Source organism: Listeria farberi (assembly GCF_014229295.1).
Taxonomy (GTDB): domain Bacteria; phylum Bacillota; class Bacilli; order Lactobacillales; family Listeriaceae; genus Listeria; species Listeria farberi.
The window spans coordinates 181,651-197,048 of record NZ_JAARZL010000003.1 but is presented as its reverse complement, the minus strand read 5'-3'; the positions used below and the strand labels follow the sequence as shown (position 1 = coordinate 197,048).

The 15,398-nt window shown below is 34.2% G+C and carries 9 protein-coding genes, 1 tRNA gene and 1 pseudogene; 1 reads left to right on the top strand and 10 read right to left on the bottom strand.

All coding sequences use genetic code 11. The features are described 5' to 3' along the window. Nucleotide 1: 1 nt before the first annotated feature. The 5 genes from HCB38_RS10265 to HCB38_RS10245 form a co-directional block, all read right to left on the bottom strand. Complete coding sequence (locus HCB38_RS10265) at nucleotides 2-244, bottom strand: ATP synthase subunit C-like protein (RefSeq protein ID WP_003721714.1); 243 nt, start codon at nucleotides 242-244, stop codon at nucleotides 2-4. Between the two features lie 54 nt (nucleotides 245-298). Next, nucleotides 299-2,677: a cell envelope integrity TolA family protein gene (locus tag HCB38_RS10260; protein ID WP_185638439.1), complete on the bottom strand. Its 2,379-nt coding sequence runs from the start codon at nucleotides 2,675-2,677 to the stop codon at nucleotides 299-301. Then, nucleotides 2,674-8,577: an ATP phosphoribosyltransferase regulatory subunit gene (locus tag HCB38_RS10255; RefSeq protein WP_185319556.1), complete on the bottom strand. Its 5,904-nt coding sequence runs from the start codon at nucleotides 8,575-8,577 to the stop codon at nucleotides 2,674-2,676. The genes HCB38_RS10260 and HCB38_RS10255 overlap by 4 nt, the downstream gene beginning before the upstream one ends. 76 nt (nucleotides 8,578-8,653) lie before the next feature. Further along, on the bottom strand, nucleotides 8,654-9,343 hold the full coding sequence (locus HCB38_RS10250) for a cyclic nucleotide-binding domain-containing protein (protein ID WP_185319557.1): 690 nt from the start codon (nucleotides 9,341-9,343) through the stop codon (nucleotides 8,654-8,656). 449 nt (nucleotides 9,344-9,792) lie between these two features. Next, the gene (locus HCB38_RS10245; protein ID WP_185319558.1) at nucleotides 9,793-10,161 is read right to left on the bottom strand and encodes a hypothetical protein; all 369 of its coding nucleotides are present in this window, start codon (nucleotides 10,159-10,161) and stop codon (nucleotides 9,793-9,795) included. A 254-nt stretch (nucleotides 10,162-10,415) separates the two neighbouring features. On the opposite strand from HCB38_RS10245, the gene HCB38_RS10240 reads away from it, so the two are divergent. Next, nucleotides 10,416-10,856, top strand: a complete 441-nt coding sequence (locus HCB38_RS10240; protein WP_185319559.1) for an ankyrin repeat domain-containing protein — start codon at nucleotides 10,416-10,418, stop codon at nucleotides 10,854-10,856. A 201-nt stretch (nucleotides 10,857-11,057) separates the two neighbouring features. On the opposite strand, the pseudogene HCB38_RS10235 reads toward HCB38_RS10240, so the two are convergent. The 5 genes and pseudogenes from HCB38_RS10235 to HCB38_RS10215 form a co-directional block, all read right to left on the bottom strand. Continuing rightward, nucleotides 11,058-11,659, bottom strand: a pseudogene (locus tag HCB38_RS10235) (hypothetical protein). A gap of 383 nt (nucleotides 11,660-12,042) precedes the next feature. Continuing rightward, nucleotides 12,043-12,642 (bottom strand): hypothetical protein, encoded by a 600-nt coding sequence (locus tag HCB38_RS10230; RefSeq protein WP_185638437.1) that lies wholly within the window; start codon nucleotides 12,640-12,642, stop codon nucleotides 12,043-12,045. A gap of 1 nt (nucleotide 12,643) precedes the next feature. After that, nucleotides 12,644-14,083, bottom strand: coding sequence for an LXG domain-containing protein (locus HCB38_RS10225; protein WP_185638435.1), 1,440 nt, complete (start codon nucleotides 14,081-14,083; stop codon nucleotides 12,644-12,646). 181 nt (nucleotides 14,084-14,264) lie between these two features. Beyond that, nucleotides 14,265-14,337: transfer RNA gene (locus HCB38_RS10220), tRNA-Lys, on the bottom strand. An 85-nt stretch (nucleotides 14,338-14,422) separates the two neighbouring features. Beyond that, entirely contained in the window at nucleotides 14,423-15,379 is a 957-nt protein-coding gene (locus HCB38_RS10215) for a 2-hydroxyacid dehydrogenase family protein (protein WP_185638433.1), read from the bottom strand. Nucleotides 15,380-15,398 lie beyond the last annotated feature (19 nt).

Sequence of the window (15,398 nt, the reverse complement as noted above, 5' to 3'; positions counted from 1 at the left end):
ATCATATAAACGGATTAACCCAAAGCAAGATGACTGCGATTGCCAGTGCAAATAGCATTAATGCAACAATCATAAGAAGTCCCAAGAAGAGACCTCCCATGACTTCTTTCTTTGCATTCGGGTTTTTTCCGATAATTTCTGTTGCTCTACTAACTGCAATTCCTTGTCCAATTGCTGCTCCTAAAGTCGCAAGCCCAATTGCCAGTGCTGCACCAATTACGCTACATGCAACTACTAAATCCATATTTATTTCCTACCTTCTGTATAAGTTTGTTGTATTTTTTGTGGTTCATTTGTTTTATTCTGGATAAACATAAAGTTGTAACGCACCTTCTGCATCATATACTGCCACGCGGTAATCAAAGCTTTCTTTCGCTAACTTCGAAATAGTTTCAGTATATTCCACTAGCCCAGTTTCATCCGCTGTAATTTGCTTCGTGTTCCAAGTAGTCCAGTCATCACTATCTACTCCAACAGCTTTTCTTTCTAAGGCTAACTGGTAATTTTCTCCAGCTTCGCGTTGCATAGAAAAGGTCATATCATATGTGGCATTTTGTGGTGCTAAAACATCTTCCACTTTCGCGGTTAAATCATTTTTATTAGTGTCTTTCTCTGCCACGACCTCTTTTGATTGCTCTTCTGTATCCACTGCGTTCATTTCTTCTGTTTGAAATGGTGTAAGAGCGATTGTTAATTTAGCTTGTTTGGTGTATTCAATTTCTTGTTTAATTGGATATTCAAACGTTTTGTTTTCTTTGGTTTCTTTGTTAGTTGTTTCAAGCACTAGTTTCGCTTTTAAGTGGACAGAGTCATTCTCTGTCACTGGGACAAGATGAATGTTGCCTTTTTCTTGATTAACAATTTGGTAATCTACCTCTGTTTTATCTTCTTCGTTTACTAGTTCAATTTTCGCTTGATTTAAAGTGTAATCCGCAGAACTCCAGTCATACTGTACTTGTAACGTTTTATTAACAGATTGGCTAGCTCGTAGATTTTTTAAGACTGTAGCTTGCATGGTGTAATATTTCTCGGAGCTGTTTAGTTCAATTGTTTCACCATTTTTCATTTCAATAATCGTTTGGAACTGGTAAGCCGTTTTAGGAGTTAGCCCGGTGACATTAAGCGTTTCACCGTTGCCATTTAAGAAATTTGCACTAACATTCATGTAGAAAGAATCTCCATCTGCTTTTGTTACTTTCACACGTGCTCGCTTCACATCATCAATTTGGGCATCAAGTGCAATATTTACTTTCATCGTAGTACTTGTAACACTTTGCATTTGATAAATCGCTGCAACTGTTTGTGTTGTAAAGGAGTCACTTTGCATTTTGACTTCTTGAATTCCTTTATCCGTCCCTAAATCATACTGATACGTAAATTCAAGGTGATACTTCCCATTTGGTGAGAGACCTTTAAGTGTTGCTTCCGTATCTACTGCCGATACATATTCTGTACTTACAGTTTTTCCGGTTTTTTCATCTACTGCACTGATTTTAGTCACACCAATCAAGGTGTTATTCGGATCGGCGTAGCTATAGCTGACCTTCGCACTTGTCACTCCAGGTGCAATATAACCAATTCTTAGCACCGGAATGTTTCGTTCTAATTTCTTATTCAAGTCTTCTATTTTGCGTAAAACTGCTTCATAGTCGTCTATCTCATCCAAGCCTGGTTGATTGGTTCCGGTGTTCGTATTATTTCCTGAATTACTTGAACCATTATCTTTTGTTTCATTCCCAGCGCTTGATTGTGATTCTGAGCTACCTTTTCCAACATTTAAGTCATTGCCGTATTTTCTAGTTGCATTCAACTGATTCCCAGCATTTTTGGATGACTCGTTATTTCCATTTTCTGCTTTCGTAGTATTACTTGCCGTTTTATTGGCTTCTTCTTTTTCAGCCGCAGCAATTTTTTTCTGTTCTTCTTTTTCCTGGTCTTCTTTTTTCTGGTCTTCTTTTTTCTGGTCTTCTTTTTTCTGGTCTTCTTTTACGACGATTTTTTCATTATCTGTACCACCGAAACTAGCTAAATCTATTTTCCGTTCATCAATGGTGTACGTTTCATTACTAGCATCTAAGACAGTTTTATCATCGATTTTCAAAGTCATATGACCTAGATAGCGACTTTTCTTTTTATTTTCGTAAATTGTCACACTACCTGTTTTATCAATTAAAAGTAAGGGTTTCGAAACTTTTTTAATTTCTTCCCCTCCAAGATAAAGGGTCGCATCCGCGTTTAAAAAATATTGGCGATTTGCTAATTTAACTACACTATTTTCAGCAATTTTCGAGTTCTTATATTGATAAGAATCGTTTGCCGGTTGATATACTTGTCTTCCTTTCAGCTTATTGCTAACGCCATTTGTATCAATGACCGGAACACTTTTTGTAAACATTAAAGAGTCTTTATTTAGATAAAGAATCGTACTCTCCATAATTTCACTTCGAGTATCTTCTTTATCGTTTTTTGCGATTAATTCATCACTATTCCAACTGCGATAAAGTGTATTGCCTTTTTGAAATTGCAAAGTCTCTTGTTCGTTATTTAGAACCACTCCATCATCAGGGAGGGAGACAAGATTAGATCTTGCCTCCTTAAAAGATCCCCATAAGACTACAGCAATAATAATTAGCGGAACAGCTGCAACGATTATCCCTATTTTCCATGTAGGTTTCATTTGCTTTCCTCCAATTCAATAATTCCAAAAGTCTTCCCTGATTTTGTTTCTTCCACAGTTACTTTAGAGTCTTCATAATTTGCATCTATTTGCTTACCATTGTCTAACTCTTCTTTTTTCACGGTATACGTCTCTGTGAAGTCCTTACCTAACCATGTTTGAATTGTTTCCCATGCAGTTAATTCTTTTGGTTCTACAGTAACAGTTAAGTCTGTCTTTGCATCAGCAGTGTTATTGCTCATTAATGTAAAGTTATTATCTTCCACAACGGCTTTGACATTATTTTCTTCGTTATCCCCTTGGTATAGCGCGATTGGCTCTTTCTCTGGGTTTAACACTGTTACTGTATAATTAGTAGTTGGGTCCATGGCTAATGATACCGTTTCTGTTAAATCTTTTGCTGGAACTTCTTCGGTATCTACCACTTTGCCGTTATCATCCTTCAACTCATACGTGTAGTTTCCTTTTATTGTTGTATCCGCTTTTTCTGTGTCTAATTGGACTGCTACGGATTTATTTGTTGCACGTACGCTCTTAAATGATTTTAATCCAGCGGCAATATCTTCTTGTAGCGTAATAAAGTTAGATGTTTTCTCATACGTTTTAACTTCATTAGTTGGTGTACGATAAGTGATAATCATTTTACCTAAGAAGCTTTGATTTTGTTTCTTCCCTGCCACACTGAAATCTGCACTAATTGTTGCTGGGTAAGAACTTGGTAACACAATATTTTTAGTTTCTAATAACTGCGTACGCTCATTATTACCACCATAGTCAAGCAACTCATAGAACTCCATCTTGATATTTTCGATAGTAGTTGATCCTGGTCTTACTTCTTTAGCTTGTAATTTAACTGCTTTTGCTCCAGCATCAAGTTGAATCGTTAGAGAGTTCGATGTGACATATTCATCATCTGTTGTGAAGCTGAAACTTCTGCTCCATCCTCGTACTAATCCACCATCTAAATTGTCATACTGTGTAGAAATTGTCAGCGTATATCCTGTCGCTGGCTCTAAATCTGTAAAAGTATTCATCCAGCTGGCTGTATTACCACCATTAAAAGTACCTTTCTTAACTTCTGATTTATCAGTTGTTTTTGTTAAAGCATATTGGAAGTTTTTATTCGGTCCACCAACTAAATAACTTTGTGGATCATTATAAGAGAATTTAAGAGTTGCTTCTCTTGTCGAAACATTTTCTAGTGTAATTGGAGTAGCAAAACTACTTGGTGGTGCAATATAAAGAGATTTTGCATTACTTAAGAAACTAGGTGCCTTCGCTAAACTTGTTTGCATGTATGCCGCAATAACATACGTTTTACCAGAAACAAAGTTTTGACCACCAGAACCATTATATATAGAGAATTCTGGGTTTTTCGTCGTATTATCGAAGGTTACGACAGGCGTTTTATTTCCCAATTCTTGTTCTAAAGCTACTAAATTAGACAAACTAGAAGAAATAGTTGAAGCATCATATAAACGATATTCAATATTTGTTAAAACGCTACTCTCATCGACAAAATCAACATTACCCTTAATGCTTCGCTGACCAAATGAAGGATCCCAAAGATAACTTGTTGACTTCATGCTTGGTAAGCTCTTTTCTGTCTTAATATTTTCTGAATAGTAGACTTTATCTTTTTCACCAGTTCCATCTAGCAGATCATATTTACCTTCTACTTTAACGACGTAATCTGTGTCTGGCGAAAGGTCTGTAACGGAAACGTCACGTGTTGGCAAACCGTCTACTCGCACTGATTTGACTAGTGTTTCTCCATCAGCTTCGTACACATTTACATACAGTTCATTTCTGTTATCTGTTTTAACAGTTGTATTGTCTTTATCTTCACCAATAACATCTAATTTGACGCGTTTATCATAGACGCCGATATTTTCTGCTGAAATATTTGGTACTTCCAGTGTTTTTATAGAAACAGACTTCGCAATCTGTGCTGTTTTTGCTTGTGTAGAATATAAATCAATTTTTGAACCTGCTTCTTCATCAGGTACAAGTCCTACTGCAAAATCAACATAGCGGCCGTTTAATTCTGGCACATAGCTACCATCAGCTTGACGGATTAGTTTAAATGAATCCGGGCTTTCGCTATTACTAATCAAAATACCATTTCGATATGCTATATACTGGTCTGTCCAAATGTTTTTAAATTTAACTCCAGTAATGTTACCAGATGAATCAGTACCTTCTTTTGTTATTTCGAAAACATCTGCCCCGTTAACAGTTTTTGTTGTTGAGACTGTTCCACTTGATGAACTAACAAATGAAGAACCATTTCCAATGGATACATAATAGTTATTACTTAAACTTTCGTTATCCATTTGATTTTCAGCATAATTCATCTTCATATCAAGAGTTAATTGATAGGAATTGTCAAACCAGATATTACCTAATGGCAGTTCTAAAGTTTGAGGCTCAAACTGATTAGTACCAGATTTTGTTACGGAATAATCTGGTTTAGAGCTTGAAGCATCTTTTAAATCATAGCTGGTTCTCATTACTGTATTTGTTGCAACGGAATCTGGTTCAGGTGTAAGAATCATTGTTCTTCCAGTTGCATCCATAGCAATTTGAGCTCCAACTTGTGGTGCACTAGTATTTAATGCTGTCAATTTCTTCGTCATAAAGTCATCTGAAATTGCTGAGCTTCCACTTGTGATAATATAATCACCTGATGTTTTAAGGGTTGTGGCACCAGTGCTAGAAAGTGGTAATGTCACGGTATTTTTACCTCTTTGAAGTTGCGCTTCTCCACCAGTCGAACTAGTAATTTTAAGTGTCCCTAACACAATGGATTCTTCCGCATCTTCTACATAGACATTTAATTTCACGTCGCTTGCTGTACGACTTAAAATCTCGTACTCAACATTTGGTTTTTCTTTTTTGATTTGGATGGTATCGGAACTAATTTGAATATGATGATCTTCGTAGTTATCGTTCCAAACAACATCTGCTTTTATTACATAAGAATACCCGCGACCTAAAAGCTTATTCGTTAAATCAAAGTATGCATATTTTTCAAAATCTGCAGCAGTTGAAACTTCTTGTTCTACAAGAGCTGTATCTAAATCATCTGCTTTATAAATACTGTAGGTGATAGAACTAACGGCATTGTACTTATCAACTAGTGGTCCTTCTGTTGCTTCAATCCCAGCTAATCCGCCTACTTTCATTTGATCCGCTTGATAATCTAGTAATACTTTGTCAGCTTCTGGAGTTTCTTTCTTCGTTTTGAAAATAAACTGACCGATAATCGGAACATTATTCATTCCACTATCATAGCCATCTTCTACCTTCACGATATACTCTTTATTGATACTTAAATCTTCAAAGAGATAGCTATTTCCTTCTTCACTCATTAATTTCTCAAAATCACCTTGTAACGCAATTGTTTTAACAAGTGTATTGGTTTTGTTTTCATAAATTTTTAAATTAGCTTCATTTAAATTCACAGCAGCATCTGAGAGTTTAACATTAATTTTTGCTTTATTTGTATCAACAGATTCCAGTGAGAATGTTGCATTAACATTAGTAATTTCAGTTGTTCGGAACACAGAAGACTGCCCAATGAGTTGGTCAACCATAATGCCCGCACCATCGTCCAAATTATATGAACCTGTCATTACTACCACATAGTATGATTCACTTTCTAAACCGTCGAATTCTAGTAAGTTCGTGATGTCACTTTTCTTCATTAAATCTACGGTCGAGATAGGATTACCACTATACATTCCTTGTGCATCTGACTTATAAATTTTTAACGTTGGATGCGTTAGGTTATCAAAAAGAAGTGTACTATCTGCATCAAAAACTTCATAATTGATTGTCAGCTTATCTTGTTCAGCTTTTTTAAGGGAGAACTCTACTGTCGGTTTAGTTTTTTTACCAACAACTACACTATTTGATGCCGGAGAAGCGAAAGTAAAGTCTGATTGACCGTTATTACCTGAAATATAGGCAACGAAAATATAATTCCCATCACTCATATCTACAGTTCGTCCAACTTTCACAGCTGTTTTCTTCTGACTAGCATCTACTACTGAATATGCATATTCTTTCGCATTTTCACCATTTGCTTTGTAATCATCTTCTAAATAAGCTACATAACGAATACTTGTTATAGAATCGTCTTTATCTACCAGATTAACTGGTGATGCGACAAATTCGCCTTTTTCAGTACTGTATTCAAGGTTTAATCCTTCCATCGTTGGTTTAGCTTTTAATGTGGAAGAAATAAAGTACCAGCTTTCATCCGTTACATTTTTACCATCAACAATCAATTCTTCCATTTCGACAATGTATTCTTTATCACTGCTTAATGAATTGAAAGTTACTTCTACTTGACCATTTTTAGTTAGTTTGTTTGCATCTACTGTAACTTTTTGTGAAGTAGTGACATTACTGTTATTTTCTTTGATTTTTAATACTAACTTATCTATATGACCGTATAGTTCAGTTGCAGTTAATTCTGCTTTCATATAGTCTTCGCCACGTTCAGTCACTTTAGGTGTAATCACAACTGGTTTTGCCTCGACAGTTTGGCGGAAGAAAATTGTTTCTTGATTAGTATTACTTGCTGATTTATAAGCTCCTTGAACGACTACTTGATATGTTTCTCCATATTTCAAGTTATTGAAAATGAAATTTTGATTTGCTTGAATGGAATCAAGTTTCTCTTTTTTCACCACATTATTTTTACTGTCGTAAAGAACTGCCTCCAAAGATTGTAGTCGTTTCGAAGAATCTGTTAGTTTTAGTTTTGCAGAAGCTTCTTGACCTTTGACTGTTAAATCAACATCCACAATCGGTACTTGGAAAGTATTGATACTCTCCGCTTCGTTTAATCTTTTGATGATTTCATTAGTTTTACTAACATCGCCTTCGCTTGGCTTACTACTATCTGTGCCGCCGGATTTAGTTCCATTTTTACTAGAATTATTTCCGTTAGCACCACTACTACCAGCTGTATTGTTTGTTTCTCCATTACCGCTGTTTCCTGAAGTTCCTTGCGTTTCATTGTTTCCGTTCTCGGCTTGACCAGCATTTTGGTTTGCTTGTTGCCCAGAATCTTTAGTAGTTTGTTTTTCTGTTTCTTTCTCTGTATTGTCTTTTGTTGTATCTTTTGTTGTGTCTTTCGTTGCTTCTTCTGCAGTTTCTTTAGTTGTTTTCAACTTTCTTTTTTCTGCATTATCATCTATTTCAACCTTGATAGATTGAATATCAATATCTGCTTCTTTATCTGATTGGCTAACTAACATTTCATTTTTTAAATCAAAACGGTAATGGTTATTTTCCATTTCAATATAAGCATCATCGCTACCTAATTCTTCAATGGTTTTATCTCCCATTAACATAACTTTTTTATTTTCATCTATAGAAACAAGTACGTTTTTAGGTAACTTTTTGTTAAGGCCTTGCTTATTTTTTAGGTAAGCATTGTCCAAAATGATATATCTTCCTTCCGCAAGTTTTACCACGGTACCTTTTGGAAGTTGTGCCAATGTTTTACCATCGTCACTTTTTGCTTTATAAGTTCCTTTATTTTCTGTGACAGAAGTTTTGGATGGTAGTTCAATCAGGTCTGAAGCGCTTTTAACAGCTACACTTTTACCTAGAAACTGAATTCGCCCATCTTTTAAAAATAATGTTCTTGCCAAATTTATTGGCTTCATTTCTTTCTTGTCAGTAATTGTTTTTTCGTTATTTATCCATGTGTCATTATACTTTGCCTCTGACGAAAAATTAACTATTTTTCCTTTAGGACTATAAGTAAAGCCTTCTGTTTCAATAGCATAAGCATCGTCTCTCATTAGAAAAAAGGCTGACACAATAGCACTAACTGCAAGTACCGAAACAATAACTACGACTAAAATATTCTTCTTCAAGTCTTACTTCCACCTCTTTTAGTTGATTTTTTGTGCCTGGAAAAGTACTTGAGTCATTTCTTCAAGCCTTGTACCATTAAAAAGCATTGCTTATTTGTTTTCTTTTATTAGTATTAATTTTCTGTGGCTCATTATCAAAAATTTCTATCTTACCTTCCTTGCTTTTCAGTTTCCAAGGGGAGGATTTAATATCTAGTATCCCTTCCATATGCAATTCATTTACAGTTGAAGAAATAGTAGAGATGGAACAATTCGCTAATTTTGCTAAAATATTTATTTGTAGCCATTCGGGAAAAACCGGAACCTTACTATTGGATTTATGGTTTTCAAGTAAAAAATTAAGTGTCGATATAATTTTATTTTTTGATTTTTCTGTGCCAAGTAATGCTTGTCTTCGCATGTCTTCCTCGTTTTTTTCTGCAATTTGCAAGAAAAAATTTGATAAAATTTGATCTTTTTCCAATTTCCCGAAAGCAGTTTCAGCATCAATAAAACAAATTTCAGAAGCTTCGAAAGCCTTTAATACCACTGGATTTCTAGTAGGGAAAATTAAACTTTTTGGGAAAAAACATCGTGCTATTCCTTTTTTATTTCCATTGATTTCCTCAAATACCACTCCACTTTTCACCAACAAAATATGTTCCCTATCAACAGTGGTACTTTCCCATGCCTTTAACTTTTTACGAACATAAGAAAAATTATTTAACAGATATGCATATATGATTGCATCTCTCTGCATATAATCGTGGTAATCGATATACTTCATAGTTGCTACCATCCTTTCTGAATTTCCATCACATTTCTTATTATCTAGCAAAAGTAATTTAATTCGTACACTCATTTACAACTGATTTACGTGATTTATACTATTTCTCGCCATTTTTTCGTAACATTTTCTGCTTGATTAGTACTAAAAAAAAACATGAATAGCTATTTATGAACATTTGATAAGGTTTTCAAAAAAATACTTTTTTAATTTCTACTTCAAATTAACGAAAATTCACTGCTTCATTAAAGAGCATTTTTAAGGTTATTTTTATTAATACAAAACAAAAATAGCCAGTTTATGTACATTTATATAAATGTCTAGCTTTTTATTATCTATTAATTTGTTTAAATTATGTCAAAAATAAATCACTTATTTGCTCATAAAAAACACCAATGACTTTACCAGTCATTGGTGCTAGATTTTTTACAATACATATAGATAAAAAATTATTGTTGCTGATTAGGTTGCTCCGTAGTTTTCGATGCAATAAAATATTCGCCATGCTCTTTAAACAAAATAGTCATTGGGAATTCATCTCCATTTTTTGCTTTATAAATTTCTGTTCCTTCACTTAAATAATTAGAGGTGAAATCTTCATCTGGTATTTGGTAATGGCGAATTCTATGCTCTATCTCGCCAATTTTCTCTAAAGCATCTTCTTGCTTTGCAGGTTCATACGTCACTATATATAGAATCCCGTCCACTTGCATCATTTCTACAAGATTATCTCTATATAACAACCACTTTATTCCGAAAACTACTGCACAAATAACTATTACTGACAATATTACTATCAACCATTTTTTTATCTTCATTTAAAGCTCTCTTTTCTATGTTGTATTTTTTATGTCTTTATAAATAAAGGATATAACATGCGGGCGAAGTGTACAACTAAAATGACGTTTGATTGAAAAAATAGAAAACCTACTAAAATTATAAAATAATTGGTATAGTATACCTACACAATAATCAGTGGAATTTAAGCGCTTTCACCGCATACAAATTGGCTATAAAACCTCATATAAGGAAACCAAAAGCGGAGAAAAAATAATTTGAAGAGGTGCAAAACATGTTTAATGAAAATGAACTATATCCATTGCTACTAAGTAATAACTTTTCTAAGATTGACGATTTTCTAAATAAATATGGCCTAAATGGTGTGGATCGAGACAGCCGGTCGTTATTAATGTCAGCAGTCGTAGAAGGAAAAATGAGTATTATTGCATATTTGATTGAAAAAGGTAGCGATTTGAATTTACATGATAAAAATGGATTGACTGCTTTACATTTAGCTTCAATAAATGACAATGCGGAAATAGTTGAGTACTTGATTTCAAAGGGAGCAATTATTGATGCTAAAGATAATAATGGAAATACAGCATTATGGCGTGCAGCAATGGAGTTACCTAAAGAAGCTAAATCAATAGCTATTTTACTGGAAAATGGAGCTGATGTCACAAAGCAAAATAAATACCACATATCTCCCGAAGACTTATTGTCTGATGAATAATCTTGACATAATAAAAACCCCAACAATTATTGAACTGTTGGGGTTTTCCAATATGGGTTGTGAGGGTTTCGAACCCCCGACCCGCTGATTAAGAGGAAAATACCTTTATACATATTAGAGAGCCTCTATCTTTTATATTCAATAAATCTATTACTACTTATAACTAAGTTTTTTATTGTAGTATGAAAAAATCAATGTATTTCAAGTCATTCCAATATCATTTTTCATAGCATTAATTAGTTTTTCTCTAGCTATTTTGATACTATCCTCAAAAGGACTATCTGGAATACTTACACACATCCCAGAAATAAAAACATTATCTATGACAATTTCAAAATTAACAAGACAATTCAGAACATGTGCTCCTGCATAAAGATTGAAAATCGCTTTATCTGAACTATTAAAATGATCAAAATCTTTTACAGCCTTTGATATGATTTATAATTCCTAGCAAATTTATCTTTAGCATATTTTATGTTTGATATTTCAACATCAATATCATTCTTTTTTTCATAATCAAAATTCGAAAAACTTTTCTGCTTCTCATAATCTTCAATTTTATAATCTAGGGTGCGAAAAATTCCTTTGTAATTCTCCATGCTATAATATGGCCCGTATTTAATATCTTTAATAATATCACTTGGTCCTTCATTTGGAAATAGATTAACTATTAAGATTAAAGATTTATATACTTCAGTTAAATTTTCTTTTTTCGCTCGGTAATTTTCTTGCCTCCATTCTAATTCATTAATTTTTCTGGACTTTCTTTGAGCAATTAAGGTTCCTATTATTGTTTTTAAAATAACTAATGCCTCCTATAAAGATGTTTCATAATATTAATAATAAAAAAGCTTCACTAACTATATGGTTTTATCATGTTTCTTAAAACTGAATTAAATATTATTTCATAGCAACTAATATTTAAAACACTAAGATTATTCTTTCAAAGGAATTCAGTGTCTCTCGTCATTTAAAGCCTAGATAGTCAGAGATTACTAAAGTAACTTTGTAAATCAGGGAATTTCTTGCTAATCGAAAAGCAAATAATACTTTGCTTCTCACAATTTATTTTCTTATCCCACGATTGTGAATCGATTCAATGAGGGAATCCACTTTATTTAGTCTCTCAATTTTATCACTATTATTTGTTTACAATCCCCTAAATTCTTTCGCGAAAGCAAAAGTTTTAATTACACTTATTGAAATACTCAACAATTATGTTCTGCACAGCCTCATTATTAATTGTATCATCGCTAATATATTTTAAAAATAAATCATAAACTTCTTGATTTTGATATTTAGATAGAAGTTTACATATAGACAACAAATATTCTGGTTCTATATCCTGCTTTTTTTGAAAATACTTGGCTAATATTTTGACAGAGCTATCAGTTATTTTATTTTCTATCGCTTCAACAAATACCATTTTTTCATCATTTGAATATTCTTCTGATGTAATTAATTCAACTAGTTCCTCTGAATTTAAATCCTCTTCAAATATGTTTATCAAACTATAAGTTACCTCGTTCAAAGCTTTTTTGTCATCATTATAATAGTTTTCTAAAAAAGTTGGATAATCCACTGACTTATAAACAATACAATTATTATTCATTTTGTAAGAACTAATATTTTCTTTATAAACTTGAAAGTCCTTAAGCTCATATATTGATAATCCACCAAAATCATCAACTATCCTAATTTCATCATCTTTTTTTATAATAACTGGATAAAGTTTATTAATGGTAATATCTCTATTTGCTTTGTTAGAAATTACTTTTACAATCATATCATCTAACTCCTTTTGGTATGAAATTATTATCTAAGTCTACAATCCAAAAATCATCGGTAAGTTGGTTTCTAATTTTAAGATCTTTAGGGATAGGTACTTTCATTTTTACATCATAAAAATTAATCTCACCTGTTTTTAAGTTTTTATAGTAGTGAACCTTTCCTCTTCCCATTAAGGTTTCATAACTATATGTTGATTCCATTTTTGCCCAATCTGACATGGTACCTCCATTATTAGTTAGCGCGGAAACCACCTTGGAATCTTTTAAATCAGATCCAAATATAATGGGTTTGGAGTTTTCGAGTATGTCACCCTTCATTAACTCATTCTTATATTTTTGATACTGTGCACTATTTTTCGAACTATTTGGAACGTTTGATACATTTTGTTGATTACCAAACGTAGTACTACCTCTAATCGCAGCCGTACTCAACCCAAGCCCCAGCGCAACGTCCGCCAACCCACTCTTATCTATATACCCTTTCCCGGTTTCAACATATGCCGAGGCAGATAAAACACCGCCAGTTAAGCCATCATACTTATTACCATTTAGATAATAAACACCATCTCGCCAAGCTTGGTTGATTTTTTTGTTTAAATCTTCATTCGTAATAATCGTATAGTTTTCTGGGTTTAGGTATTTTCCATTTTCTGTTAAATATGCTTTGAGTTCGGCATTCTCCACTCCCAAGCCATCTCGCTCTAATAACCACATGACTTGTTCTTTTCCATTACTATCTAAATATACCACTGCAAGCACTGTGTAGTCCCGTAGTTCTTTTATAATGTCCTCTTTGATACCTCGTGATTTATTCAATGCTTGTTGCATTCGGCTCACTGTAGCTTGATTCAGCTTACTTAGATCGTAAGTGCCTGTCTGGCTGTTGAACTGGATATTAGACTGGAGTTCGCGGATGGTTTGCTGAACTGCTTGAACTAAGTCAATCAAATGGTCAAAGAAGCTAGCGTGGCTTTGTTCAAATGACAAATATTTTTCGAGAATGTTTTCCTGTTTATACGCAACGGCTAATTGTGAACGATAACTTTGCATTTGCCCTTCTGTTCCACTGTTCATTCGCTGAGCTAAGGCTTCTTTTTTGCTTTCTATTCGATCAATCATTTTACCAAGTTCATATAAACCATCCGCATCGATTCTAGCGTCTGGTGAACTATCAACTTGTGCATGGAAATCTTGAATATACTGCTGCAATCTTTCTTCACTTTCGTCCATGGCTTCGATTATTGCATCACAGAGGGGGAAATAAGTCGTTTGATAATATGTTTTCGATGCATCAACTGCTTTTCCCTTTAAACTATTATCTCCTACATACTTTGTCACAGCCGTTTTGATAGATTGGATAGTTTTTCTCCCTAATTCATTGGCTGCACGTAATTGGTATAAAAAAGCTTGTATTTCTCCGATGTCAATTCTACTCACTGGAACAGCTCCTTTTAATATATCATATAGTTATTATTAGATTCTTTGGAATTTTACTCGTTTTCTATGTAATTGATAAATGATTAAAAAGAAAGTACCTTAATATTGAAATTATTAACATTTTCCTCGTAAAAATGACAAAACACCAACGACTTTAACAGTCACTGGCGTTTGTTTTTTATGGGTTGTGAGGGTTTCGAACCCCCGACCCGCTGATTAAGAGTCAGCTGCTCTACCAACTGAGCTAACAACCCTCGTCGTATTCCGACAAAAAATATTATACCATAATTTGGTGTAAAAACACAGCCACAGCACCTTACCATGACTGTGTTTCTTAACTTAGTAAACGGAATGTAGTGGTTGTTTTCCTGCTAAAACTGCTTCGACGTTCGAGATCGCCATTCGTCCCATTTCTGTGCGGGTTTCTATGGTTGCATTACCGATGTGCGGCGTTAAAACGACATTTTCTAGTTTGCCTAGTTCAGCTCCAATTTTAGGTTCAAATTCAAATACATCAAGCGCAGCACCAGCAATAACGCCTGTTTCGAGCGCATTAATTAATGCAGATTCTTCTACAACAGGACCGCGAGCCGCGTTAATTAAAAAAGCACTCGACTTCATTGTATTAAGTGTAGTTTCATTCAACAAATGTTTCAAGCTCGGACTATATGCTGCGTGAATTGTCACAACATCACTGCGCTTTAATAGTTCATCCTGACTTACAAACTCCGCATCCCATTGTTTCGCTGCTTCTTTCGGGTGGTGCCCAGAATAAATGATTTTCATTCCAAAAGCAGCCGCGCGTTTTGCAACAGCCTGACCGATTCTTCCTAAACCTATAATTCCCAGCGTCTTACCGCTTAATTCCGTGCCTAAAAAGAATGTCGGTGCCCATCCTTTAAATTGCTCAGGTGTTTCACGACATAAACGGTCACCTGCTGAAATTCTTCGCGCCACATCTAAAATCAATCCGAGAGTTAATTCCGCCGTCGCTTCTGTGGATACATCCGGTGTGTTAGTTACCGCGATGCCCAGCTCCTGCGCTTTTTTTACATTAATATTGTCAAAACCAGCGCCAATATTCGCCACGATTTTAAGATTTTTTGCCGATTCCAATACTTTTGCCGTAATTGGGGAAGAAAGCGGGCAAATAATCGCATCCACTTCCGTTACATTTTTTATTAACTCTGCTTCTGTAATATTTTCCTCACCTGAAAAAGCCTTCACATCCCATTTATCTAGAGCTTCCATCGTTTCTGGTAGTAATTTTCCTGCTATAAATACGCTTGCTGTCATCTCATTCACTCCTCAAGTG

Bases quoted from the DNA above. Each gene is read 5' to 3' on its own strand.
- HCB38_RS10260 (WP_185638439.1), bottom strand. From the start codon at position 2,677: ATGAAACCTACATGGAAAATAGGGATAATCGTTGCAGCTGTTCCGCTA.
- HCB38_RS10250 (WP_185319557.1), bottom strand. From the start codon at position 9,343: ATGAAGTATATCGATTACCACGATTATATGCAGAGAGATGCAATCATA.
- HCB38_RS10215 (WP_185638433.1), bottom strand. From the start codon at position 15,379: ATGACAGCAAGCGTATTTATAGCAGGAAAATTACTACCAGAAACGATG.
- HCB38_RS10240 (WP_185319559.1), top strand. From the start codon at position 10,416: ATGTTTAATGAAAATGAACTATATCCATTGCTACTAAGTAATAACTTT.
- HCB38_RS10265 (WP_003721714.1), bottom strand. From the start codon at position 244: ATGGATTTAGTAGTTGCATGTAGCGTAATTGGTGCAGCACTGGCAATT.
- HCB38_RS10245 (WP_185319558.1), bottom strand. From the start codon at position 10,161: ATGAAGATAAAAAAATGGTTGATAGTAATATTGTCAGTAATAGTTATT.
- HCB38_RS10230 (WP_185638437.1), bottom strand. From the start codon at position 12,642: ATGATTGTAAAAGTAATTTCTAACAAAGCAAATAGAGATATTACCATT.